Annotated in this window: 27 protein-coding genes and 1 riboswitch; of the genes, 15 read left to right on the top strand and 12 right to left on the bottom strand. The window is 43.9% G+C overall.

What is annotated here, in order from left to right; all coding sequences use genetic code 11:
* The gene (cmoM, locus tag TW84_RS16715) at nt 1-792 is read right to left on the bottom strand and encodes a tRNA uridine 5-oxyacetic acid(34) methyltransferase CmoM (RefSeq protein ID WP_045976763.1); all 792 of its coding nucleotides are present in this window, start codon (nt 790-792) and stop codon (nt 1-3) included.
* 114 nt (nt 793-906) lie between these two features.
* Between cmoM and elyC the strand changes: the two genes are divergently transcribed.
* Complete coding sequence (elyC, locus tag TW84_RS16710; RefSeq protein ID WP_045976762.1) at nt 907-1,698, top strand: envelope biogenesis factor ElyC; 792 nt, start codon at nt 907-909, stop codon at nt 1,696-1,698.
* 47 nt (nt 1,699-1,745) lie between these two features.
* On the opposite strand, the gene torR is transcribed toward elyC, so the two are convergent.
* Complete coding sequence (gene torR / locus TW84_RS16705; RefSeq protein WP_045976761.1) at nt 1,746-2,459, bottom strand: two-component system response regulator TorR; 714 nt, start codon at nt 2,457-2,459, stop codon at nt 1,746-1,748.
* Between the two features lie 237 nt (nt 2,460-2,696).
* On the opposite strand from torR, the gene torD reads away from it, so the two are divergent.
* From torD to TW84_RS16680, 5 genes are all read left to right on the top strand, one after another.
* Nucleotides 2,697-3,344 carry a molecular chaperone TorD gene (torD, locus tag TW84_RS16700; protein ID WP_045976760.1) on the top strand — a complete coding sequence of 216 codons (648 nt, stop codon included), beginning with the start codon at nt 2,697-2,699 and terminating at the stop codon, nt 3,342-3,344.
* 214 nt (nt 3,345-3,558) lie between these two features.
* Nucleotides 3,559-4,566, top strand: coding sequence for an HTH-type transcriptional repressor PurR (gene purR / locus TW84_RS16695; protein ID WP_045976759.1), 1,008 nt, complete (start codon nt 3,559-3,561; stop codon nt 4,564-4,566).
* A gap of 145 nt (nt 4,567-4,711) precedes the next feature.
* Nucleotides 4,712-4,797: riboswitch (cyclic di-GMP riboswitch) on the top strand.
* Between the two features lie 188 nt (nt 4,798-4,985).
* Nucleotides 4,986-5,579 carry a TfoX/Sxy family DNA transformation protein gene (locus TW84_RS16690; protein WP_045976758.1) on the top strand — a complete coding sequence of 198 codons (594 nt, stop codon included), beginning with the start codon at nt 4,986-4,988 and terminating at the stop codon, nt 5,577-5,579.
* A 137-nt stretch (nt 5,580-5,716) separates the two neighbouring features.
* Complete coding sequence (locus tag TW84_RS16685; RefSeq protein ID WP_045976837.1) at nt 5,717-6,412, top strand: TVP38/TMEM64 family protein; 696 nt, start codon at nt 5,717-5,719, stop codon at nt 6,410-6,412.
* Complete coding sequence (locus tag TW84_RS16680; protein ID WP_045976757.1) at nt 6,409-6,720, top strand: putative signal transducing protein; 312 nt, start codon at nt 6,409-6,411, stop codon at nt 6,718-6,720. The genes TW84_RS16685 and TW84_RS16680 overlap by 4 nt, the downstream gene beginning before the upstream one ends.
* Here TW84_RS16680 and TW84_RS16675 read toward each other — a convergent pair.
* The 4 genes from TW84_RS16675 to topA all read right to left on the bottom strand — a co-directional run bounded on the left by TW84_RS16675 (nt 6,717) and on the right by topA (nt 13,479).
* On the bottom strand, nt 6,717-7,514 hold the full coding sequence (locus TW84_RS16675; RefSeq protein WP_045976756.1) for an alpha/beta fold hydrolase: 798 nt from the start codon (nt 7,512-7,514) through the stop codon (nt 6,717-6,719). The two genes, TW84_RS16680 and TW84_RS16675, sit on opposite strands and share 4 nt — an antisense overlap.
* 164 nt (nt 7,515-7,678) lie before the next feature.
* Nucleotides 7,679-9,136, bottom strand: coding sequence for a glycogen synthase GlgA (gene glgA, locus TW84_RS16670; RefSeq protein WP_045976755.1), 1,458 nt, complete (start codon nt 9,134-9,136; stop codon nt 7,679-7,681).
* Complete coding sequence (gene glgC, locus TW84_RS16665; RefSeq protein ID WP_045976754.1) at nt 9,126-10,343, bottom strand: glucose-1-phosphate adenylyltransferase; 1,218 nt, start codon at nt 10,341-10,343, stop codon at nt 9,126-9,128. Before glgC ends, glgA begins: the two co-directional genes overlap by 11 nt.
* Before the next feature lie 508 nt (nt 10,344-10,851).
* A complete protein-coding gene (gene topA / locus TW84_RS16660) occupies nt 10,852-13,479 on the bottom strand; it encodes a type I DNA topoisomerase (RefSeq protein WP_045976753.1) in 2,628 nt (875 codons plus the stop codon).
* A 364-nt stretch (nt 13,480-13,843) separates the two neighbouring features.
* Here topA and TW84_RS16655 point away from each other — a divergent pair, with 364 nt between their 5' ends.
* Nucleotides 13,844-14,092, top strand: coding sequence for a DUF2498 family protein (locus TW84_RS16655; protein WP_045976752.1), 249 nt, complete (start codon nt 13,844-13,846; stop codon nt 14,090-14,092).
* Nucleotides 14,093-14,137: 45 nt separating this feature from the next.
* Here TW84_RS16655 and aroA read toward each other — a convergent pair whose 3' ends face one another.
* A complete protein-coding gene (aroA, locus tag TW84_RS16650) occupies nt 14,138-15,418 on the bottom strand; it encodes a 3-phosphoshikimate 1-carboxyvinyltransferase (protein ID WP_045976751.1) in 1,281 nt (426 codons plus the stop codon).
* 159 nt (nt 15,419-15,577) lie between these two features.
* Entirely contained in the window at nt 15,578-16,033 is a 456-nt protein-coding gene (locus TW84_RS16645) for an outer membrane lipoprotein (RefSeq protein ID WP_045976750.1), read from the bottom strand.
* Between the two features lie 17 nt (nt 16,034-16,050).
* On the opposite strand from TW84_RS16645, the gene aat reads away from it, so the two are divergent.
* The 3 genes from aat (at nt 16,051) to infA (ending at nt 17,767) form a co-directional block, all read left to right on the top strand.
* Nucleotides 16,051-16,773, top strand: a complete 723-nt coding sequence (aat, locus tag TW84_RS16640) for a leucyl/phenylalanyl-tRNA--protein transferase (protein ID WP_045976749.1) — start codon at nt 16,051-16,053, stop codon at nt 16,771-16,773.
* Nucleotides 16,770-17,468 (top strand): arginyltransferase, encoded by a 699-nt coding sequence (locus TW84_RS16635; RefSeq protein WP_045976748.1) that lies wholly within the window; start codon nt 16,770-16,772, stop codon nt 17,466-17,468. Before aat ends, TW84_RS16635 begins: the two co-directional genes overlap by 4 nt.
* 80 nt (nt 17,469-17,548) lie before the next feature.
* Nucleotides 17,549-17,767, top strand: coding sequence for a translation initiation factor IF-1 (gene infA / locus TW84_RS16630; RefSeq protein ID WP_001040192.1), 219 nt, complete (start codon nt 17,549-17,551; stop codon nt 17,765-17,767).
* A gap of 90 nt (nt 17,768-17,857) precedes the next feature.
* Here infA and TW84_RS16625 read toward each other — a convergent pair whose 3' ends face one another.
* The gene (locus TW84_RS16625; RefSeq protein ID WP_045976747.1) at nt 17,858-18,436 is read right to left on the bottom strand and encodes a thymidine kinase; all 579 of its coding nucleotides are present in this window, start codon (nt 18,434-18,436) and stop codon (nt 17,858-17,860) included.
* A gap of 66 nt (nt 18,437-18,502) precedes the next feature.
* Complete coding sequence (gene cysS, locus TW84_RS16620) at nt 18,503-19,885, bottom strand: cysteine--tRNA ligase (RefSeq protein ID WP_045976746.1); 1,383 nt, start codon at nt 19,883-19,885, stop codon at nt 18,503-18,505.
* A gap of 201 nt (nt 19,886-20,086) precedes the next feature.
* On the opposite strand from cysS, the gene TW84_RS16615 reads away from it, so the two are divergent.
* From TW84_RS16615 to TW84_RS16600, 4 genes are all read left to right on the top strand, one after another.
* Nucleotides 20,087-20,581, top strand: coding sequence for a peptidylprolyl isomerase (locus TW84_RS16615; RefSeq protein WP_045976745.1), 495 nt, complete (start codon nt 20,087-20,089; stop codon nt 20,579-20,581).
* A gap of 56 nt (nt 20,582-20,637) precedes the next feature.
* The gene (lpxH, locus tag TW84_RS16610; RefSeq protein ID WP_045976744.1) at nt 20,638-21,372 is read left to right on the top strand and encodes a UDP-2,3-diacylglucosamine diphosphatase; all 735 of its coding nucleotides are present in this window, start codon (nt 20,638-20,640) and stop codon (nt 21,370-21,372) included.
* Between the two features lie 77 nt (nt 21,373-21,449).
* Nucleotides 21,450-22,667, top strand: coding sequence for an EAL and HDOD domain-containing protein (locus tag TW84_RS16605; RefSeq protein ID WP_045976743.1), 1,218 nt, complete (start codon nt 21,450-21,452; stop codon nt 22,665-22,667).
* Nucleotides 22,668-22,682: 15 nt separating this feature from the next.
* The gene (locus tag TW84_RS16600; protein WP_275041678.1) at nt 22,683-23,180 is read left to right on the top strand and encodes a YchJ family protein; all 498 of its coding nucleotides are present in this window, start codon (nt 22,683-22,685) and stop codon (nt 23,178-23,180) included.
* A 64-nt stretch (nt 23,181-23,244) separates the two neighbouring features.
* Here TW84_RS16600 and TW84_RS16595 read toward each other — a convergent pair whose 3' ends face one another.
* Nucleotides 23,245-23,532: a YeaC family protein gene (locus TW84_RS16595; RefSeq protein WP_045976741.1), complete on the bottom strand. Its 288-nt coding sequence runs from the start codon at nt 23,530-23,532 to the stop codon at nt 23,245-23,247.
* Between the two features lie 107 nt (nt 23,533-23,639).
* On the opposite strand from TW84_RS16595, the gene TW84_RS16590 reads away from it, so the two are divergent.
* Nucleotides 23,640-24,461, top strand: a complete 822-nt coding sequence (locus TW84_RS16590; protein ID WP_045976836.1) for a DUF2989 domain-containing protein — start codon at nt 23,640-23,642, stop codon at nt 24,459-24,461.
* A gap of 53 nt (nt 24,462-24,514) precedes the next feature.
* Here TW84_RS16590 and msrB read toward each other — a convergent pair whose 3' ends face one another.
* Complete coding sequence (gene msrB, locus TW84_RS16585; protein WP_045976740.1) at nt 24,515-24,919, bottom strand: peptide-methionine (R)-S-oxide reductase MsrB; 405 nt, start codon at nt 24,917-24,919, stop codon at nt 24,515-24,517.
* Between the last annotated feature and the right edge of the window lie 68 nt (nt 24,920-24,987).

Genomic DNA, 24,987 nt, shown 5'->3' with positions numbered 1-24,987 from the left:
TTATTCCTGTTCTTCTTTCTTTTTGGCCCATACATGTATGTAACGGCCTAGCGAGAGGTAAGGCTCTTGTCGACAAAACTGTCGCTCAAGCGCCACTACATCTTCTGTCTTATAGTCGCCCATGTATTCCCTGTTGCCGATGTAATCACTGAAACAGCGAATACCAGCTTTGCCACCTATCTCAAAACCAGCGTCTTCGATCCACTTGTAGACTTCTTCTGGTTTAAGCCCTTTTTGCGGCTGCAACTTAAATCGTTTTCGATGTGGCATGCCATCTAACACATGAGGAATATTGCCACAAACCACATTCTTGTATACCAGACCATGATGGTTGTAGAACATAACGGACGCAGCACCACCTGGTTTAACCTGCTCAAGTAATGTTTCAAGAGCGGATTTGGGATCCACCAACCATTCCATTACAGCATGAAACATCACAACATCGACAGGCTGTTCCAGATGCTCTGCAATCTTCTGTACTGGCGAATGAATCAGCCGATACTGCTCAAGCAAACCGTTTTTTTCAATATCCTGCTTGGCTAGTTGCAGCATTTCCAAAGATAGATCACATAAAGCAATGCGATGTCCGAGTTTAGCCAGCTTTTGCGACATTTGTGCTAAACCGCCACCAGCATCCAGCACGTTAAGGCTTTTCCTGCTACCATTAATCGCACCAAGTAGTTGTTCAAGTTCTTCCCAAACAATAACTTGGCGTATCTCTCCTTTATCGGAGCCGTAGATGTTTTTTGCAAATTTGTGGGCAATATCGTCGAAATTGCGGTCTTCAGTCACGGCAGCTTAGGTTATCATGTCGAATCGTGCTGCTATTCTGTCACAAGAAAGGCAGATATAAAGAGGGATTCTCTTAAATTAAAATCAATTGGTGTTTTTTCGGACTATTTATGTATGTTTGAGCTGAAAAAAGTAGTTTCATCCCTTTTAATGCCCTTGCCAGCATTGCTGATCATCGGTTTTTTAGGCCTGATGCTGATTATGTTTACAAGGAAGCAAAAAACAGGCTGTTTTGTTGTTCTATTCTCTTTCATTGGCATTTTTCTCATTTCGTTCCAACCCGTTTCGTCTCGTCTTCTGATGCCGCTTGAAAGGCAGTATTCAGCCTTTTTCCCAATCGATGGGAAGATCGATTACGTAATGGTGTTAGGAAGTGGCCATGTAGTAGATGATAAAATCCCACCAACCTCTGAGCTCAGCCGTACTGGCTTGATGCGCCTAGCGGAGGGCATTCGTATTATGCGCATGTACCCTGGTTCTAAACTGATCCTATCTGGATACTCTGGAGGTTCTGAAGTGAGTAACGCTCGCATGATGGCAAAAGTTGCCCTAGCGCTCGGCGTTTCAAAACCAGATATTTTGTTGCTGGAGTCAGCAAAAGATACTTGGGAGGAAGCAAGACAAGCGGTGCCAGTGGTTAAACGTGACAATCTGGTCGTCGTCACGTCCGCCAGTCATATGAAACGCGCTCTGCACGAATTTCATTCTGCTGGTCTTAAACCTTACCCAGCTCCAACCAACTATCTGGCTCACAACAAGGTAACCCAAGCTTGGGCAAAATACGCACCTAAAGCCGTGTATCTCGAGCAAACTGAACGCTATTGGCATGAGACGCTGGGACGGATCTGGCAGTCACTTCGCGACTGGGCAACAAATTACGAAGAGCCATCCGATAACGATGTTTAAAAAAATACCGAGGATATACCTCGGTATTTTTTAGTTGTCTGTTTAACTCAGTCACCCGCAAACATATACCCTTCGCCATGAACAGTCACAAAAATTTGTGGATTTTTAGGATCAAACTCCATCTTAGCGCGCATGCGGCGAATTAACACATCGATCGTGCGATCATTAGGTGCATCAACTCTATGACTGATCATATTGAGTATACGTTCTCGGCTGAGTACTTGGTTCGGATAAGAGGAAAGAGCAACTAACAGCTCATATTCGGCTTTGGTCAGTTTTACTGGTTCGCCATTTTTGCTTAGAGCTCGACGAGGAACATCAAAGGTCCATTCAGCAAAACGTATTACATTGCCTGTATTTTTTTGCTGTTCATCGACATCAATGCCACGACGAGCTGCGGCAATGCGCCACAATAGGTTCTTAACACGAACAAGCAATTCACGCAGTTCAAATGGCTTGGTGACATAATCATCTGCGCCCATTTCTAGGCCTACGATTTTATCAATGCTATCCGTGCGCCCCGTTACGAGAATAATTCCAATGTCTGATTGACTGCGAAGTTCACGTGTGAGCATTAACCCATCTTCACCGGGAAGGTTGATATCCAGCATCACCAAATCAACTTCATCACTTTGTAGCGTGTCACGCATTTGCTCGCCACTTTCAGCTTCACTGACTTGGTAACCCTCGTTTTGAAAGTAGCCAACCAACTTGCTGCGAGTCACTGTGTCGTCTTCAACTACTAATACGTGATAGCTCATTTACACCACTTACTTACATTTGGAATTGTCTTCGTTTGTATTCTATTCATAATCAGTAACAATTCTAGTATTTGTCGTCCTATCAAGGGGAAACCTGAGTGTTTATTGATTCAAAACAAAACTGGTCTCAGGCATTAATAACTTTGCACTTTTGCACTCAATCTGAAACAACACCCATTATCGCTATTCATTTTTATTGGTTAAACTGGAGAGCAGAATTTTCAGGAGTCTGAACTCATGCAAGAACTTAAAGCATTCAACGAAAAACGCGCTGAAATATACTGGTGGTTGTCCAGCTTATTTGCCAAAGAGCTAACAGAAGAGGACCTTCAGCAGTATCAATCTGTAGAGATCCGTTCTTTTCTAACAGGGCTGGGGGAAAACTCTCACCTGAAACCAGCCATAGATAAACTAATCATTGCGCTCAATCGTCTTATCGATCGTGAAGATGCTCAGCTTGAACTGGCAGCAGACTTTTGCGATTTGTTTCTCAAATCGAACAAGGACTCAGCACTGCCTTACGCTTCGATATATATCGGCAACTCTGGCCTTCTCAATGACCAACCAGCCGCAGACATGGCGGAGTTGATGGCTAAAGATGGCATTGAGGTAGACAAAGGGCTGAATGAGCCCGCAGACCACCTAGCGATTGAGCTCGATTTTTTGGGTAACCTGATTATCCGAGCTAACGAGCTAGAGCAAGAACGCCACATGGAAGATTCATTTATCGAACAGGAAGGATTTATTCAACAACATCTCCTGAGTTGGGTGCCACAATTTAGTAAGCATTGCGAAACATTGGACAAATTTGGCTTTTACTCTGCGGCTGCTTTGCTACTGGTTACGTTTCTTGAACTCGACTGTGCCTACTTAAGAGGTGAGTAACCTTGTCATGAATGTGTGATACAAAACTTATTACACCTTCTTTTTGTTTGCTCTTCTTTTGTTTGCGGTCTAGAATCGTGACCGCAAACGATAAAAATGAATGAACTAGAGACAAACCGCTGAATTAAGCGGTTTTTGTGTTTCTGATACTTTCTGCCAATTTATTCTACAATCTGAATATACCTCCTGGCAGTCATCGACAGGACAGAACCTTATGGCCACTATTAAAGATGTGGCACGCCTAGCTGGTGTGTCAACTACAACAGTTTCTCACGTAATTAATAAGACACGCTTTGTTGCCGAGGCGACACAAGAAAAGGTAATGGAAGCGGTCACGGAATTGAATTACGCACCAAGCGCCGTCGCACGCAGCCTGAAGTGTAATACTACTCGTACTATCGGCATGCTTGTTACTCAATCGACCAACCTATTCTTCTCTGAAGTCATTGATGGTGTAGAAAGCTATTGTTATCGTCAAGGTTACACATTGATCTTATGTAACACTGGTGGCATCTACGAGAAACAACGCGACTATATCCGTATGCTCGCGGAAAAACGTGTCGATGGCATTCTAGTTATGTGTTCTGACCTAACAGAAGAACTCAGTGAGATGCTAGACCGTCAGAAAGACATTCCTAAAGTAGTCATGGATTGGGGTCCTGAAAGCTCTCAAGCCGACAAGATCATTGATAACTCAGAAGAAGGGGGTTATCTTGCAACCAAATACCTAATCGACAACGGGCATAAAGATATTGCTTGTCTAAGCGGTCACTTCGAAAAAGCGGCCTGTCAGGAACGTATCTTAGGCTTCCGTCGTGCAATGACCGAAGCCAATCTTTCCGTCAACGAAGATTGGATTCTAGAAGGTAACTTCGAGTGCGATACAGCGGTGTTGGCAGCCGATAAGATCGTCGCCATGGACAAAAAACCATCAGCAGTGTTCTGTTTCAACGACACCATGGCACTAGGTTTAATGAGCAGACTGCAGCAAAAAGGTGTTCGTATTCCAGAAGATGTTTCTGTGATTGGCTATGACAACATCGAACTCGCCGAGTACTTCTCACCACCACTCACAACGGTCCACCAACCTAAACGACGCGTTGGTAAGAATGCGTTTGAAATTCTTCTCGAACGCATCAAAGACAAAGAGCATGAAAAACGTGTATTTGAAATGCACCCAGAAATTGTAGTACGCGATACTGTGTGCAAATTCAACAAATAGCAGTGTGTAACACCCGATTAATAACTCAATCTATTAGTCGGGTCTATCATTCAGACGCAATTTAATTGAACCAAGATCACATTTGATCAATAGAGATGTGATACTTGCCTCAAATTTTATTTATCCTTAAGATGTTCGACTAATGCCACGAACAGGGCAAACCACTCGAAAGGGTGGGACGCAAAGCTTCCGGCCTGACTCAGGAAACTGAAAGGTAGCGGGGTTGCCGATGGGCAAAGATGCAAACGATTCGTATCGTTTAAAACACAACACTGCAATTCTCACTTTTGAGCGAACATTGTAAATGTATGAGTTTTAATCTGGTATGACACCTTATTGACACTTTATCTGCATTATTTTGCTAATCTCTCGGACCTGAATTTGGTGGCGTATAATAATATACACCGAGATAACACAGCATGGATAAACCAATACTTAAAGACTCGATGCGACTTTTTGACCCACTTGGTCGTATAAAATCGCGTTCGATGTTCGGCGGATTCGGAATCTTCGCAGACGACACAATGTTCGCATTGGTAGTTAACGATATGCTCCATATCCGCGCCGACGACAAACTGGCTAGTCAATTTAAATCTGAAGGCTTAGAGCCCTATGTTTACAAAAAACGAGGCTTCCCGGTCGTAACCAAATACTTCGCTTTAACCAACGATGTCGCCTCCTGCCCCACCCGCGCGATCGAGCTAGCGCAGAGCGCACTCGAAGTCGCTAAAAAAGAAAAGACATCTCAAGCGAAAACTCGACCTAACCGCCTTAAAGACCTCCCTAACCTCCGTCTTGCAACTGAACGCATGCTAAAGAAAGCGGGCATCGATAGCGTTGAAAATTTAGAGGAAACAGGTTCAGTTAAGGCATTTAAGGCGATTCAAGCCACTCATACCGCGGACGTGTCCCTAGAATTGCTTTGGGCGTTGGAAGGCGCAATCAATGGTAAGCATTGGTCCGTCATTCCACCTGAACGTCGACAGGAGCTGGTCAACATACTCAACAGCTAATCAAGAATCGATGAAAAGCCAACCAGACGGTTGGCTTTTTTATTGGCTGTGAAATTTAATCTTTGCCAAACAGTTCTTATTTGTTAACAATTTAAATGAGCGCAATGTGTCTGCAGCTCGAAATAGAGGAAGTCGTTATGAATAAGAAACTTGTGTTGGGTATCCTATTGGTTGGCCTGATCATTTTTCTCGGAGTCAATTTCGGTCAATACCTAACGTTAGAAAATGCCAAGTCGCAACAAGTTGCATTATCTGCATACATCAACAGTAATTTTACCCTAGCTGCAGCTATCTATTTCCTGGCTTACATCGCTATCACTGCGTTTTCCATTCCAGGGGCAGCAGTAGTCACACTACTTGGCGCCGCTCTATTTGGATTTTGGACGAGTTTGTTGCTCGTTTCATTTGCTAGCACCATAGGAGCAACATTAGCCTTCTTGAGTAGCCGCTTCCTGCTACGTGATTGGGTACAAAGTAAATTTGGCGACAAACTGAATGCCATCAACCAAGGTGTCGATCGAGATGGGGCTTTTTACCTGTTCTCATTGCGCCTCATACCTGTGTTTCCATTTTTTCTCATTAACTTACTCATGGGTCTGACACCTATTTCAACGGCTCGATTTTATCTCGTTAGTCAGCTAGGCATGCTACCTGGTACAGCGGTATACCTGAATGCAGGTACACAATTGGCACAGATAGATAGCTTATCAGGTATTGTGTCTCCATCAGTATTGGCCTCATTCGCTCTTCTAGGGCTCTTCCCTGTGATTACCAAATGGGTGATGGGAAAAATTAAAGGGTCACCACAGACACGAGATGGGAGCCCGTCTTGAAAATATTCACCGCCAACAACCCACCCGAAGCTCACATCATTTGTGAGCTTCTTAAATCCAACCGAATACATTGCGAAGTGAGAGGAGAAGGTATCTTTAGCCTGCAAGGAGAGATCCCATTCGGAGAACATTCGCAGCCTTATGTATGGTTAATAGACCTTCAAATGAAAAAGCGCGCAATCGCAATCATTGAACAGTTTCATCAACAAACCTGCGCGGGCAACGAATGGTGCTGTGGAGAGTGTGGGGAAGCTAACGAAGCTCAATTTGGTGTATGTTGGCAGTGCGGAGCTGCAAGCCCTAGTTAAGTAGCCTGACTCTTGATAAACGCGATCGAGTATTGGTTAAATGCTTCAGGGCGCTCGACATTACATACGTGACCGCAATCTGGGATCTCCAACAATGTACTCTTTTTATGCGCAGCAACCATTTCTTTGACGGGTCGAATGAACATATAATCTCTTTCCCCCATTAAGTAGAGCGTTGGGATAGGCAACTCACGTTCTTTAAAATAGCGCATGAGAGGATTCACTTCTGCTGTAAGAATAAACCAGCGCTTGAACTCTTTTTGGCAGAGCTTCTTAGCCTCACGAATAAATAGATGGCGAGATTCTTTCTGGGTGCGTTGTGGCATGACGATATAAGCAAACAGGCTGTACAGCCACATGTAAGGCACAATATGCTTACACATATTCCCTAGCCTAACCAAAACTTGAGAGCGTGTATTAAGGCGTGTTACTGCACCTCCCAGTACCATTGACTTAACTCTTCCCGTCGACATTTCTGCTAAATTTCGCACGATAATGGTCCCTAAAGACATGCCCACAAAATGAGCCGACGTTATCTTTAGATGATCGAGTACTTTGAGAATATCGGCCGTGACAGCTTTAAATGTGTAGCGATTGGAAATCAGTTCTTTCAAAAAAGGGCTAGATTTTCCGTGTCCTCGCAAATCAACAAGTAGCAGATTGAAATGCTGCCGGTAGGCTTTGATCTGTTTGAACCAGATCGATGAACTCCCCCCAGCACCATGCACAAAAACAACCCACTCATGGCTGGTTGGGTGCAAATATGTTTTATGGAAAAGAAGCGTTTCACTCATAGAGTATTCAGTCAACGGGTTCGAAATTCATGTGTCGGCAGAGTACCACAAACTTAATTTATTTTACGTCAGTTTATGTCAATTGAGCTCAGAATTACCAGAAATCACGCTTAGAATTGAATAAAAAGAGCGTCTAATAGACGCCCTTTTTCATAGTATAGAAATTATTTGAGGGCACTAAGATACAAGCTTAAATACTCATCAGCCGACTTATCCCAGCAAAAATCCTGCTGCATAGCATGCAACTGAACGCGCTTTAATTCATTCGGTTGCTGGGCAAACAGTAGTAAAGAACGTTGTAGAGTGAGCAATAACTCTTTGGGTTCTGGTAAGTGGAACACAAAGCCAGTCGCGGTATCAGGATCAGCATCATAATCATTAACGCTGTCTTTCAAGCCGCCTACTCCACGTACGATAGGTAACGTACCATAAGCCATGCTGTATATCTGATTTAAACCACAAGGTTCAAATTCCGATGGCATAAGGAAGAAGTCAGACCCAGCTTCCACCAGATGAGCCAATTCGTTGTCGTAGGCCTCAATAAACTTGAACTTATCATTGTGTAAGGCTTCGATATCTTTAAGCTTAGATGCCAGAACTGGGTCACCTGTACCGACAATGACTAGCTGAACCTCATAACGCAAAAACTGGTCGAGTATCGGCAGTAAGTAATGGACGCCTTTCTGGTTCGTCAGGCGGCATACCATCCCATACACTGCACCGTCATTTTCCGCTAAACCAACGCGCTCCTGAAGAGCTCGCTTGCATGCCTTCTTTCCTCTCACCATACTCTGACGATTAGGTTTGTAGTTAACTGGTAGATACTGGTCGGTTTCGGGGTTCCAAGCTGAGTAGTCACAACCATTCAATATACCCACTAAGTCACTCTCTCGATGTTTGAACTCAGCAGCCATACCATGGCTGCCTAGTTCTGTTTTGAGCTCTTGCGCATAAGTAGGGCTGACCGCATTGATCTTATCTGCATTCATCACACCTGCTTTCAGCATAGTGACATGTGTTGAACTCACTGCGGCATCTGGTGCGTAACGAGTATGCATTTCAGGCAAATTCTGAAGCTCCTCATAACTGAACACACCTTTAAATACCGCATTATGAACTGATAAAACACTTTTTGTTTGTTCAAAAAAAGCTGTGCGACCATATCGGTGTTTAAGCAGATAAGGAACCAATCCCGTATGCCAGTCATTTGCGTGTATAATATTGGGTTGAAAACTAACCTTAGGCAGCATATCTAGACACGCTGCACTGAAAAAGGCAAAGCGTTCGCCATTGTCGCTGTAGGCTTGATTGTTTTCTGCGTACATCTCCGGGCGTTCAAAGTATCGCGGGCAGTCAATGGCGTATACGCTAAGCCCAGCAAGGTTCAATGCTTTGACGCTGTATTCAGTATGTGGCCAGTGCTCCAGGTTCGTCTCAAGCACGGTAGGTGCCGAGTCGATATGAGGGATTTTTTGATAAGCTGGTAGGGTTACTCGTACATCTTGTTTAAGTCTAAGAAGAGCCTCAGGCAGTGCCTTGGCAACATCAGCCAAGCCACCACTTTTAATCAGTCCTTCAACTTCCGATGCTACAAACAGAATAGATAAATTCTCAGTAGCCAACTCGCGCTCCTTTTGGTATGACGACAATTCCATCGTTAGACACGTGGAAGTGCTTTTTATCTTCCATTAGGTTTACACCAATTTGTGTTCCCGGTGCAATATCCGCGTCTTTATCAATGATGACACGACGCAATATACAGCCTTCGCCTACTTTCACGTCGCCTAAAAGGATACTTTCGCTAATATCGCACGTAGATGCAATGTTACTGCGGAACCCAAGTATAGATTTTTCAATTCGAGAGCCACGAATATAACTTCCATTGCACACTAAACTGTCGATGATCTGCACACGACCATTATCTGAGTCAGAAAAGGTCGCTGGTGGAAGGGCTGGGTAGAAGGTATGCAAAGGCCACTTGCGATTGTATAGAGAGAATGGCGCATCTTTCTCAAGGAGATCCATATGCGCTTGCCAATATGCGTCAATCGTACCGACATCACGCCAGTACACTTCTTCTTTTTCGCCAGTAATACGGTTGGTGCTGAAATCATAAACAAATACATCACCGCGTGGAAACATCTTAGGAATGATGTCTTTGCCAAAATCATGGGACGAATCCGGATTGTCTGCATCTTCGATCAATTCTGCAAACAGTGGCTGAGCTTCGAATACGTAGTTACCCATGGACACTAAAGCGTACTGAGGATCACCAGGAATCGGTTTGGGCTGTGCTGGCTTTTCCTCAAAACCAATCATTCGCCCCTCTTCGTCAACTTCTATCACTCCAAATTCAGACGCTTCAGATAAACGCATACGCAGCGCAGAAACTGTCAGTGAGGCCTGTTTTTCTTTATGGAAATCCAGCATCTGCTTGATATCCATCTTGTAAATATGGTCCGAGCCAAAAATGCAAACTTGCTCCGGTTCAGCCAGTTCCATGAAACGTAGGTTTTGATAAATCGCATCAGCCGTACCTTCATACCAACGTTTCCCTGTACGCATTTGAGCAGGGATTGGGTCTATAAATCGATCGGTGATACCGCTGATATTCCAACCTTTCTTGAGGTGGTGAAACAAGGATTGAGACTTGAACTGAGTGAGTACATAGATGCGCATTAAATCTGCATTTACGAAGTTGTTTAAAGCGAAATCAATCAGGCGATAACTACCGCCAAAAGGAACCGAAGGCTTGCTGCGAGACTCTGTCAACGGACGCAGGCGAGAGCCTTCTCCCCCAGCTAAAATCATTCCTAAAACACCAGCCATTATTTATTCTCCATAATAATTTTTTAATTCTAGATAAGTTGTTATTTCGGGGACTTATCTTTGTCTTCCTAGTTACTAGCCTGATCTCAAAAAACACACGATATGGGATATTTAACTAGCCATTCGTACATAAATTAAATTTATAATTCATCTGTTATTTATTCTTTAAGTGTGCACAAAGTTTACTATAAATTACCGTATTTCATTAATTTTACAATTTAAAAGATGCCATACCTTGAACGCGACAAAGTTTGCTTTTTGCTGCCCTGAAGTAAGTCACAGAATCGAGCTCAGATAATACAAGCCTTTAACACTAAGCTTACACAGTGGTCACTTAGACCTCTTTTTTTGCTTTCAACATGATATGAAGGTGAGATGGCAGTTTAGTGAATCTCATACATGACGATTTAATCGGCAACATTTACCTACACGACCGTCGATCACATACACCAAACAATAAAAAAGCAGCCCAGAAGGCTGCTTTCGAATTTAATTTATATGGGAAACTTTATTTCGCGGCTTTTTTTCGCTTGTCGGTCACTTCCCACTTGCCGTCAATGTAAAGCGCAGTATAACCCGATGGCTTACCATCAACCTCAGAACGAACATAGTTCTCTTTCGATTTACGGCTGAAACGCACTACCATAGGAAGACCATCTGGATCTTTTTCAGGCGCCGTCGTGAGATAGTGGAATTTCGGAGAAATACGGTCTTTAAAACGAACTAATTCTTCGACAAGAGGAGCACGTGTCTCACGTGATTTAGGGAAAGTACTTGCGGCTAAGAACAGACCTGAAGCACCATCACGCAATACAAAGTAGGCGTCTGAGTTTTCACATGGTAACTCAGGAAGATGAACGGGATCTTCTTTAGGCGGCGCGACTTCTCCGTTTTTCAAGATCTTACGCGTGTTCTTACATGTCTCGCTGGTACAATCCATGTATTTACCAAAGCGACCGTTCTTTAGAACCATGTCACTGCCACACTTGTCACACTCAACAACAGGGCCGTCATACCCTTTCACCTTATACTCGCCATGCTCAACAATATAGCCATCGCAGTTAGGGTTGTTACCACACACGTGAAGCTTACGCTTATCGTCAATCAGGTAGGCATCCATCGCGGTCTCACAAATCGGACAACGCTTTTTCGCACGAAGTGCTGCTGTTTCAACGTCTTCTTCTAAAACGTTGATGATACCTTCTTCATCACCCAAATTAATGGTGGTCTTACAACGCTCTTTTGGCGAAAGTGCATAACCCGAACAGCCAAGGAACACACCTGTCGATGCTGTACGGATACCCATTTCACGAGAGCAAGTCGGACACTCGATGTCGGTGTAGACAATATGGTTTGGCTTCATGCCACCAAGATCTTCATCTTGCTCCGCTTTTTCCAGATCACCAGTAAAGTCACCAAAGAAGTTATCTAGCACCTTCTTCCAGTTCGCTTCACCTTCAGCAATTTGGTCAAGCTTTTCTTCCATGCGAGACGTAAACTCATAGTTCATCAGCTCATGGAAACTGTCATCTAAGCGATCTGTTACAATTTCACCCATTTTTTCAGCATAAAATCGACGCTGATCAACTTTGACGTACCCACGATCCTGAATCGTTGAGATAATCGATGCATAGGTTGAAGGACGACCGATGCCTTTTTTCTCAAGCTCTTTAACTAACGCCGCTTCTGTAAAGCGCGCCGGTGGCTTAGTAAAGTGCTGTTTAGGGTCTAAGTGTATCAAATCGACCTTGTCACCTACCTGAACAGCGGGCAGGATCTGGTCTTCATTCTTACCCAATGGACGCTGAACACGAGTCCAACCATCGAACTTAAGAATACGACCTTTAGCTTTAAGGGTGTACTCAGCAGCTTTAACACTCACGGTTGTGGAGTCATACTTAGCTGGTGTCATCTGACACGCGACAAACTGATTCCAGATCAGTGAATACAATTTGTGCGCATCCGCTTCCATTCCTTTCAGATCGTCAGCTTTAACCGCTACATCTGAAGGTCGGATTGCTTCGTGCGCTTCCTGTGCCCCTTCTTTACTGCCATACACATTAGGTTTAGCCGGAAGGTAAGCGTCACCGTACTCATCACTAATGAATCCACGAACGGTTTCTACAGCTTCTGCGCTGAGGTTAGTCGAATCGGTACGCATATAGGTGATGTAACCCGCTTCATATAGACGCTGAGCTAACATCATTGTTTTCTTGACGCCATAACCTAAACGAGTACTGGCTGCTTGCTGAAGTGTCGAAGTAATGAAAGGCGCGGAAGGTTTGCTCGACGTTGGGCGGTCCTCACGTTTGCATACTTCGTACGCGGCATTTTCGAGTACAGCAATCGCTGACTGCGTTTCAGCTTCATTAGACGGCTTAAACGTTACACCATCTTTCTGAGCAACCTGCAGACGGAAATCGGTCTTGTCAGCGGTTTTGGTGTCCGCGTGAATATCCCAAAACTCTTCTGGTACAAACGCTTTGATTTCGCGCTCGCGCTCAACCAATAGTTTTACCGCAACTGATTGTACACGGCCAGCAGACAGACCACGCGCGACCTTTTTCCACAACAGTGGTGAGACCATAAAGCCCACAACACGATCCATAAAACGGCGTGCCTGTTGAGCGTTAACGCCATCCATACTGAGCTCTCCCGGTTTCTGGAAAGCCTGTTGAATCGCATTCTTAGTAATTTCGTTAAAGACAACTCGTTTGTATCGCTCTTCATCGCCACCGATGATCTCACGAAGGTGCCATGCGATAGCTTCTCCCTCGCGATCCAAATCGGTTGCGAGGTAGACACGGTCTGCATCTTTCGCAAGCTTCTGTAGCTCAGCAACAACTTTTTCTTTACCTGGTAAGACCTGATAGTTAGCTTCCCACCCGTTAAACGGGTCGATACCCATTTTTTTGATCAGTGCTTTACGGTCTTTTTCTTTTTTGATTCGAGCTTTTTCTTCAACACTCAAACCTTTCGTAGAGACAGCCGCGGCTTTCTGGCCAGTACTCTGACCTGCAGTAGGCAGATCGCGCACGTGACCCACACTGGACTTAACGATAAAGTCCTTACCTAAATACTTATTGATGGTTTTAGCCTTGGCTGGCGACTCCACAATAACGAGTGACTTACCCATATTGACTCAAGTGTCCTTAATATGATTTCGGCGATTTAACGCACGACATACTTTAATATAATGCTTCTTTTTTACTATTGAGCGAGAAACTCAGAAGATCAATATCTTTTTTCAAATTCAACATTGACTGGTCGACAATTCGACGAATGGTCTTTACTCTATGTTTAGAAAGTGCCACATACTAAACGTGGAAAAGAGGCTTTCGCTAGTACAACAAAAAAAATTTTGCCTCCGGTCACAAAACCTATCCTCTTCCCTACCCAACATTGGCTCAAACTAAATTGATCTGACGCATTTGCTTTCGTGTCCAACCCACTTAAAATCCACCTGTGTAAAGGTAAACATTAATAAGCGAGTGATACATATGGCTCACAAAAAAGTCATTTCCAAATTCGAATTGTTACTGATCGCCAACCACATCATTCAGGAACATGAAGACTATACGGAAGGAATCCGAGCAGACAGTGTCGAAGAGATAGATGACGTGTTAGTGTTCAAAGGCCATTACTTTTTGAATGATGAAGGTCTGCCGACAGCAAGCACTACCGCTGTTTTTAACATCTTCAAATATTTAGCACACCACTTATCGAAAGAATTTACTTTAGAAGATTAGACCGCTCAATCAAACCCTGATGACGTGCATCAGGGTTCATGGCACTTAGCAGCTCAGCGAGTCCAGTTTGTCAAAATAATCCGGGAAGGTCTTTGACGTACATTTCGGATCATTGATCGTTACAGGTGTATCACTTAAAGCAACCAAAGAGAAACACATTGCCATACGATGATCATCGTAGGTGTCAATCGCAGCATGGGTTAGTTGAGTAGGTGGCGTGACAACAATGTAATCTTCGCCCTCTTCCACCTTTGCACCGACTTTACGCAACTCTGTTGCCATTGCCGCTAAGCGATCGGTTTCTTTCACTCGCCAGTTGTAGACATTACGGATAGCCGTTGTGCCTTTAGCAAACAATGCGGTCGTTGCAATTGTCATTGCCGCATCAGGAATATGGTTGAAGTCCATATCGACAGCGTTCAGCTGACCAATACGAGAGATGACGTAATCGTCACCCCATTCGATTTCGGCCCCCATTTTTTCTAGCGCATCAGCAAACTGGATATCGCCTTGAATGCTTTTTTTACCGATACCTGTCACTTTGATTTCACCACCCTTAATGGCGGCAGCAGCAAGGAAGTAAGACGCAGAAGAAGCGTCACCTTCAACTAAAAAATCACCAGGAGCAACATAAGATTGACCTTTACGGATAACAAACTCTTGATAATCGTTGTTCTCTACCTCAACACCAAACTGCGACATAATGTGTAGAGTGATGTCAATGTAAGGTTTGGAAACCAGCTCTCCAACAATTCTGATGGTCACATCGTCTTGTGCTAGCGGAGCCGACATCAAGAAGGCCGTAAGGAATTGACTGGAAATCGAACCATCAATTTCAACCGTGCCACCTTTCAGGCCCGTGCCTTTAATTTTCAGAGGTGGGAAGTTTTCATTTTCCAAATAGTCTACATTTGCACCAGCCTGACGAAGTGCTTCAACGAGGTGGCCTATCGGACGCTCTTTCATACGCGGCTCGCCAGTCAATACATACTCTCCGCTTCCCAGACATAAGGCAGCGGCGAGCGGTCGCATCGCCGTGCCTGCATTGCCCAAGAAAAGCTCCAAGGCTTCCGGTGTATCAAAAGCTCGACCTAATCCTTCTACTTCGCACACCGTTTTGTCTTGCGACAAGGTATAGTTAACACCAAGTTGAGTTAGCGCATTCAACATATGGCGAATATCGTCGCTGTCTAGAAGGTTGGTTAGGCGAGTCGTCCCCTTTGCCAGTGCCGCGAGCAATAGTGCACGGTTAGAAACGCTCTTAGAACCGGGTAAGTTGACCTCACCATTGACTTTATTGATAGGTTGTAACGTAAGGCTTTCCATTAAATTCAGTTATTCCTTGATCACTTTGCCTTCCTAAGCAAGCGATGAACAATTCTTCGTACTTGCAGCCTATCTAAAATCGACATCTAAAACTAGACCAAAATCACAATTAGTCGCGATCTTTTATCTGGTATCTACATTAACAGCACGCAGGGTGCATCAATACTCTTTATCAACTCTAACGCCGTTGTCAAAATACAGTATTCGTACCTTGTCCCCACGCTCAAACAGCATTGTGTTATCGACATCCTGAATCACATCAATCAACTTATTTTGGTCTGTGCTAATCAGCACCTCGACCAGCTTGTACTCCACTTTATATTCCTGATTGGCACGCTTATGAGCGATGCCCGCCCCTGCCACCGCGCCAACACCTGTGGCGACTTGTTTACCTGTTCCACCACCAAATTGATTGCCGATAACACCGCCGACGACAGCGCCAAGCAAGGTTTCCCATCCTGAAGATTCGGCTTTAACAATATCTTGTTGTGTAAGATAACGAACTGAGTCCACTTCACCAAATACGACCTGATTTACGGGTCTGGCCTGATTTCTCTCATATGCTGCATTGGCAACAAGCGGAAAAATGAATAAGATCCAAAGCCACTTTTTCATCATGGTTCTCCTGTTTCATGGCGATTTACTTAACAGAGCTCGACGAAAACAAACTTTGGTTCCCGTCTCCTTACGAAGCATTGAGCGATCCTAATGGTTTGCTTGCCTTTGGCGGTGATCTTTCACCGGATCGCCTTTTGCTTGCTTACCAAAATGGGATTTTTCCTTGGTATGGACCTGGTGAACCTCTTTTGTGGTGGAGCCCATCTCCAAGAGCTGTATTTGATCCTAAGACATTCAAACCGGCTAAAAGTCTTAAAAAGTTTCAACGTAAGCACAAATATCGGATCAGCATCAACCTAGCGACCGAGTCAGTCATTGAGCACTGTGCTTCGATGCGGCCAGAACATGAAACGTGGTTGAACCATGAAATGCGTTCCGCCTATAAACGAATGGCATCTCTTGGCCACTGCCACTCTGTCGAGGTTTGGAGCAATGATGAACTGATTGGCGGACTGTATGGTCTATCGATTGGTCAAGTTTTTTGCGGAGAATCTATGTTTAGTCAGCAAACCAACGCGTCTAAAATAGCTTTGTGGTATTTCTGTGAACATTTCAAAGCGATGGACGGTAAACTGATCGATTGTCAGGTCATGAACCCACATCTCAAGTCTTTGGGGGCTCTAGAGCTTGAACGCGATGAATTTATGCAAAGCCTGCTATCCTTAAGACAGGAAAAGCTTGTCGATAACAGTTTTAAAGCTCAATGGCTTACGCTGCCCTCAGAGGAGAATCAATGAGTTCCGATCTGCAACAAATCCGTATTGGATTAACCGACTGCCACCCTTGTAGCTATCTAAAAGATAAGCAAGAACGGGTTGCTGTAGCCTTAGATCCAACAATGCATACCGCTTCCAGCTATGAAGTGTTGCTGGCAAACGGATTTCGACGCAGCGGTGATACTATTTACAAGCCACATTGTGACCAATGCCAAGCTTGCCAAGCAATCAGAGTCTCAGTACCTGATATTGAACTGTCCAAAAGCCAAAAGCGTTTACTCAATAAAGCAAAAGATTTAAGTTGGGAACTGCGCGACGAGATGATTCCGGGCTGGTTTGATTTGTATTCTCACTATATCAACGTCCGCCATAGTAACGGTACCATGTACCCGCCTAAGCAGAACGAGTTTGCGCAGTTTTCCCAATGCCACTGGCTGAACACTCAGTATTTACATATCTATGACCAAGACCGCCTGATCGCTATCGCTGTCACTGATATTCTTTCCAATTCTGCCAGTGCGTTTTACACCTTTTTCGATCCAGATTACCCATTATCTTTGGGTACTCTCGGCGTAATGTATCAGCTTGAATACTGTCAACAGCAAGGAAAACAGTGGCTCTATTTGGGTTATCAGATTGATGAATGCCCTGCAATGAGTTACAAAGTCCGCTTTCAACGCCATCAAAGGCTAGTAAATCAGCGTTGGCAAGGGTAGAATACGCCCCAACTTTACTTATTTCATTTTTATCGGCGAAACCAGCCGGTTGAAAATATCCATTTTTAAAAGAGGATTAAATGGCTAAAGAAGACGTAATTGAGATGCAAGGCACTGTCCTTGATACTCTTCCAAACACAATGTTCCGTGTTGAGCTAGAAAACGGTCACGTAGTTACTGCTCACATCTCTGGTAAAATGCGTAAGAACTACATCCGTATTCTTACTGGTGACAAAGTAACTGTAGAGATGACTCCATACGATCTATCCAAAGGTCGCATCGTCTTCCGTGCTCGTTAATCTCTGATTGCCTCGCGCAATCCGAATTAGCCGAATACAACAAAAAACGGAGCTTCAGGCTCCGTTTTTTGTTGTATTGCATTGGCGTTCTTACTTACCGAGCGCCTCTTTGTAATGCTGACGGCATACAGACACGTATCGATCGTTACCCCCAATCGCAACCTGATCACCTTCAGCAATCGCATTTCCGTGCTCATCCGTACGAATGACCATATTCGCCTTGCGTCCACAATGACAGATGGTTTTCAGCTCTACCAATTTATCCGCCCAAGACAGAAGGTATTTACTGCCTTCAAACAACTCTCCCAAAAAGTCTGTACGTAGGCCATAACACAAAACTGGGATACGAAGTTTATCCACCACCTCGGTCAACTGGTATACCTGTTCTTTAGTGAGGAACTGACACTCATCAACTAAGATACAATGACGCTTTTCTTCCTCATGTAACGCGATAATTTCTTGGTACAGGTCAGTATCCGCGCGAAACAATTGCGCATCTGATTGAAGACCGATACGAGAGCTCACTTTACCAACCCCATATCTGTCATCCAATGCAGCGGTGAAAATCACGGGCGTCATGCCACGTTCTTGGTAGTTAAAAGAGGATTGAAGAAGAGTGGTGGATTTCCCCGCATTCATTGCAGAGTAGTAGAAGTACATCTGAGCCACTGGTTGCTACCCGTATAAATATTATAAAAAAGAAAAGGGCTGAATAATCAGCCCTAGAAAGATCTGTTATTTGCGACGCCAAGTAGTCCCTTCCGGACCATCTTCGAGAATGATTCCTTTCTCATTTAACTTGTCGCGAGCTATATCAGCATTGGCCCAATCTTTTGCTGCACGTGAATCATTGCGCAGCTTGATTAGAGCTTCGATTTCAGCCACTTCATCGTCATCGCTCGCATCACCTTTCAGAAAAGCTTCAGGTTCTTGGTACAAAATACCAATGACATCGGCCATCTCACGCATCAGTGAACCTAATGCGCTAGCCTGTTCGAGATTATCGGCTTTGATGCGATTAATTTCCCGAGCGATATCAAACAACACCGAGTAAGCTTCAGGCGTGTTGAAATCATCGTTCATCGCTTCAGTAAAGCGTGCAACGTACTCTTCACCACCAGCCGCAGGTACGTTGATATCTAAGCCGCGAAGTGAAGTGTATAGACGCTCAAGAGAGGCGCGAGCCTGATTCAGGTTTTCTTCACTGTAATTCAACTGGCTACGGTAATGTCCTGACATTAAGAAATAACGAACCGTTTCAGCGTCATAATGACCAAGGACATCGCGAATGGTAAAGAAGTTACCCAGAGACTTCGACATTTTCTCTTTGTCGACCATCACCATGCCACTGTGCATCCAAGTATTCACGTATTGAGTGTCGTGTGCACAGCATGACTGAGCGATTTCATTTTCGTGATGCGGGAATTGAAGATCCGAGCCACCACCATGAATATCGAAATGATTACCTAAAATTGACGAGTTCATCGCTGAACATTCAATATGCCACCCCGGACGCCCTGGTCCCCATGGTGATTCCCACGTTGGTTCTCCGGGTTTAGACATTTTCCAAAGAACAAAGTCTAGCGAGCTGCGTTTAGCACTTTCGATCTCAACGCGAGCACCAGCTTGTAGCTGATCTAAGTCTTGGCGAGACAGCTTGCCGTAATCGCCATATTTAGCGATCTCAAACATAACATCACCATTGTCAGCAACATAGGCAAACCCACGCTCGATCAATTTTTGAACGAGTTCAATAATCTCAGTAATGTATTCCGTTGCACGAGGCTCAACATCTGGGCGCTTCATATTCAATGCGTCAAAGTCAGCGTGCATTTCACCAATAAGGCGCTCCGTTAAAGAGTCACAGCTCTCGCCGTTTTCATTTGCACGTTTGATGATCTTGTCATCGATATCAGTGATATTACGAACGAAAGTCAGATCATAGCCAAGATAGCGCAGGTAGCGAGACACTACGTCAAAAGAAACAAACGTACGACCATGACCAATGTGACAGAGATCGTAGATGGTGACTCCACAGACATACATGCCAACTTTGCCAGCATTGATTGGTTTGAATTCCTCTTTCTGTCTTGTGAGTGTGTTATAAATCTTTAACATGATCTCTATCTAATTATTTGGGTGAAAAAATAGTGCCTCAGTATATCAAGATGCTTGGCATCAGGTCATCCCTGAAATGTTGAAAAAGCCGTCAATAAGTGGATTAATCACCGAGATGGAGCAACTTTTCACGTATAAAAGTGGTGAAAGTTCATATAGAATTCAGACTTTAAGTCAAAGTCATAAATAAAGGACATCATCATGATCACCCTTCACACTAATTTTGGTGACATCAAAGTTAAACTAAACGAAGAAAAAGCACCAGAAACATGCGCGAACTTCCTGCAGTACTGCCGTGATGGTTTCTACGACAACACACTATTCCACCGTGTTATCGATGGTTTCATGATCCAAGGTGGCGGCATGGAATCAGGTCTGCGTGAAAAAGCGACTCGCGCATCTATCAAGAATGAAGCAAACAACGGCTTGAGCAACAAAGTAGGTACACTTGCAATGGCGCGTACCATGGAACCACACTCAGCAAGTTCACAGTTCTTCATCAACGTGAGCAACAACACTTTCCTAGATTTCCGCAGCGAGAGTCTAGACGGTTGGGGTTACTGTGTGTTCGCGGAAGTGGTCGAAGGCATGGATATCGTCAACCAAATTAAAGGAGTAAGCACAGGCTCACAAGGCATGCATCAAGATGTTCCTTTAGAAGACGTTGTCATCACAGGCACCACAATCGAAGATTAATGATTGTTAGGGAGAGCATTTGGCTCTCCCTAGTTGTTACTTCAGGTTCACGCACTATGACCACATTATTTATATCAGACCTTCATCTTTCTCCCACTACACCAAATATCACGGATTGCTTCATTCGCTTGATGCGTGAAGAAGCGATTCATGCTGACGCCTTGTATGTTCTCGGTGATCTTTTCGAATTTTGGATTGGCGATGATGACCGCTCAGATTTTGCTAAGCAGGTCCGACACGAATTCAAGCTGTTGACGTCTCTTGGAGTACCTTGCTATTTCACTCAGGGCAATCGAGATTTCTTGGTTGGTAAACGCTTCGCTAAACAAACTGGCATTACCTTACTAGGTGACGAAACAGTGATTGATCTCTACGGTAAAAAAGCGGTTGTTTTGCATGGAGATACATTGTGTACTGCGGATGTAAAGTATCTCCAGTATCGAGAAAAAGTGCATCAACCTTGGCTACAATGGTTGTTTAACCGCATCCCAATGTTCATTAAAAAGAAAATTGTCTCGAAAGTTCAATCTGATATTCATACCGACAAACAAACCAAATCGCTCGATATAATGGACGTGACACAAACGGAAGTGGAAGCGGTCATGGCAGACCATAATGTCGATTTGATGATTCACGGACATACACATCGCCCTAATGTACATGTGTTCAAAACGCACAATTCAGAAAAAACCCGTATTGTTTTAGGGGATTGGTACACTCAAGGCTCAGTTCTGGTCTATGCTAAAAATAGCTTCAAGTTGGAAGCTAGGCCGTTTCAGACTTCCATGTAAGAAGCTGACTAAACTCTTAATTATTCATTGGAATCTGGCCAATTCCATAACAAATAATAAGACGTTGGAACTAGGTTTTGAAAAACTCTTACATTGCCAGACAACCCATACTGGGTAGAGATAAACACACGGTCGGGTACGAACTCTTGTTCAGGGATGGGCCCAAGAACACCTTTCCTGAAGTTGATCCAGACCACGCGACCAGTCGTTTGCTTTCTGATCACTTCCTCAACACGCACTACGACACTCTGGGTGACAAACTTGGGTTCGTTAATTTCCCTTACCAAAGTTTAGTTAACAAAGTCCCAACTTTGTTTCCCAAAGACAACATGGTTGTTGAAATTCTCGAAGATTGCGCACCAACACAAGAACTATTGGAAGCCATTAAAGAGATGGCTGAAGAAGGATATAAAATCGCTTTGGATGACTTTGTTCCGAGCAAAGAGTGGAAAGCCTTTCTCCCCTATATCTCAATCATCAAATTTGATATCCGACTAGTTCCGATAGAAAAAGCTAAAATTTTCATGATGAGTCTCGAAGGTTCAAATATTGAGTTCTTAGCAGAAAAAGTCGAAAACTATGAAGAGTTTGAGCAAGCCAAAAGAGCAGGATTTGAATATTTCCAAGGCTACTTTTTCAGCAAGCCTGAGATAATCAGCAAAAAAGCGTTGGAACCCGCTTTCATGACGATCATCCAACTTTTAACAGAAATTTCGAAAGATGATATTGACTACAACACCATTGAGTCACTCATCAGCAAAGATGTGTCGTTATCTTACAAACTACTGACTTTTGTCAATTCGTCCGCCATAGTACAAACACAAATTCAGTCTTTCCGTCAGGCTTTGGTTTATCTTGGTGAGGATAAATTGCGCAAATTCATTTCTCTAGTTTCGCTGGCATCGAGCCAAGATAGCAAACCCGACTATCTGTACGGGTTGTCTATCCAACGTGCACGCTTCTGCGAGCTGATCGGAGAAAAGCTTCAAGTAGAACTTGGGTCAGGACAAGCTTTTCTTACTGGTATGTTCTCGTTGCTCGATAGTCTTCTAGACAAGCCATTGGATCTTATCGTGAACGAGATTCCTATCGAAGAGGCCGTAAAGCTGGCATTAACAAAGAATGCAGGCATACTAGGCAGCATTCTCATGTTAACCGAAGCGTATGAGTTAGCTGAGTGGGAAGAGGTATCCAACCATAGCGAGTCTCTTGGTTTAAATCCAAAAGACATAATTTCAAGCTATAACGCTTCCGTTAAATGGACCGCAGATCTTCTCTCAGTATCGACAAAATAGCGTTTCATTGGAGCCATCATGCAATATTGCCCTTGTGGGACAGCAAAGCGCTACAGCGATTGCTGTGAGCCAATTCATCTCGACCATTCTAAAGCCACAACGCCTGAAGAATTAATGCGTTCTCGCTATAGCGCACACGTTAAGCAATTGGTCGATTATGTGGTAGAAACTTATCACCCAAGTTGTCATGCCAATGAACAACGCGAAGAAATTAAACAATCGATAGAAAGTGATTGGTGCAAGTTGGAAGTCATCAATACAGAAGTAGGTAAAGATGCGAACGAAGGTTTCGTCACTTTTAAAGCTTATTTTAACGACGACAAAACACAACATTGCCTAGAAGAGCGCTCGCGTTTTGTAAGAGAGAATGGCTTGTGGTACTACATTGATGGCACGTTTCCAGAGCCCGATATTGACCCACGGCTCAATCAAACCATAAAACAACTCAAAGTCGGCCGAAATGATCCTTGTATCTGTGGCAGCGGTAAAAAGTTTAAGAAATGCTGCGGCTAAACCGTCAGGCAACAAAAAAGCAGGATGAATTTCCTGCTTTTGCGTATCAGAGCTTAGTCGGATACTAAGCGTCCTTATTTGGGTTGATTCGAACAATATCTTGTTGATCTTGCTTGAACTGCTTTTTCAGTTCCGCTTTTGACTTAAAACTGATCTCGCCCCCTTGAGCCACCGTCATATGTTGCGCCTCTGCGTTATGCTTAGATTGATACAACATCACAGCTTGCATACACGAATCTCGCTGCTCATGAGAAAGTGGTGTACCCTCAGGCCACTTACCCGTTTCTACAGCATAGAGTAGACGCTCATATGCCTCTGGTGTAATGGCATTAATTAACTGCTCTGCGTCCATGGTCTATCCTTAAGTTGTAACTGAGATGGAAAGAACATAACTGGATGGCATTCTTAGTCAAGATTGCACCCAAGAATAAGTGTAACGGATCACAAGCAAATCAAATTATGAATCATATAAGAGCGCTACTAATCTTAAGTCTGGCTATTGCATTATCAGGGTGTTTCGAAAATCGTCAGAACACTGACAAACTATGCGCCGATAATCCCAGATTACAATGTGAACGGCTTAATATGAACGATGGCCAGTGCCGTGTACCCAGAACCGACTTAATTTGGCATCGTAATGATGTGCTTAAACAACCGACCGACAGCAATATTATTGCCGAATACCACTATCTGGCGGCCTATAAGAAGTGCCTTGAATTAGCCTCACAGATACAGCCTATTGAACAGCCTGGTCTAAAAGAGCGTCGATTCAATGCATTAATCAACTCAGGGGAGGACTTAGAACAATTAGTCGAGCGAATTCGTCAGTCTTCTTCTCCAGAATCCCTCTATTTCCTTTGGAGCCAAACGGGTGATGACGAAGCGCAAAGAAGCTTCCTGCAACTCGAAGGCACTCCGGCTCTGGACACTCCTGAGATGCAGTATGCACTTGCTACCTTTTATACCAGCCGTGATCTGGAGAAAACAATAAGCTTACTCAACAAATCGCTCGAACTGAGTAAAGGCAAGAACCTTAATACGGACATTTTTAAGACACTAGCTAGTATTACCTATCAACAGAATCGTAAAGAACAAGCTTACATTTGGGCGATGGTGGCGAGTCGCTTCGACGTTCCCATTATCGGCTCAGCGCAGGAAATGAAAATTCTTTATGGATTCAGTCAAGACAAGTACAAACAGCTCGATGATATTGCCGACAATATTGAAAACGCGCTCGATAGCGGCCGTTACCAAAGAGACATGGTTCCTAGCTTCAATTAGCGTCGACAACATGAAAGGATTAAACAATGAGCGGTGATTTAATCACCGCTTTTTTAAGAATTGTTGAAAATTAACGACACAGAATTCACACAAAATCTTTCATCTGTTGTCTTTGGCCCATCAGGAAAAACGTGACCAAGGTGGCTATCACAAGCTGCACACCTAATCTCTGTTCTCACCATTCCGTGACTTAGATCTTCCAAATAACGAATAGCCTGATCATTAATTGGGGCATCAAAACTTGGCCAACCACAACCGGAATCATACTTGTTATCTGATTCAAATAGAGGGGCCTGACAGCAAGTACAAGAATATACCCCAGTTTCCTTGTTGTGCAGTAACTTACCTGTGAACGGTGCTTCTGTTCCCTGCTCTCGACATACTCGATATTCTTCTTCAGAAAGCTTTTCACGCCAGTATTCATTTGGTTTGATGACTTTTTTATTATCCTGTTCCACTTTGTCTTTTTCTCCGAATTAATCACTATTACTGTGACTTTTTTTCTCAAAAACTTGCGCAATTTATT

It is taken from the genome of Vibrio neptunius (assembly GCF_000967495.1).
In the GTDB taxonomy this organism is placed as follows: Bacteria; Pseudomonadota; Gammaproteobacteria; order Enterobacterales; family Vibrionaceae; genus Vibrio; species Vibrio neptunius.
This window is presented reverse-complemented; position numbering and strand designations above follow the sequence as displayed.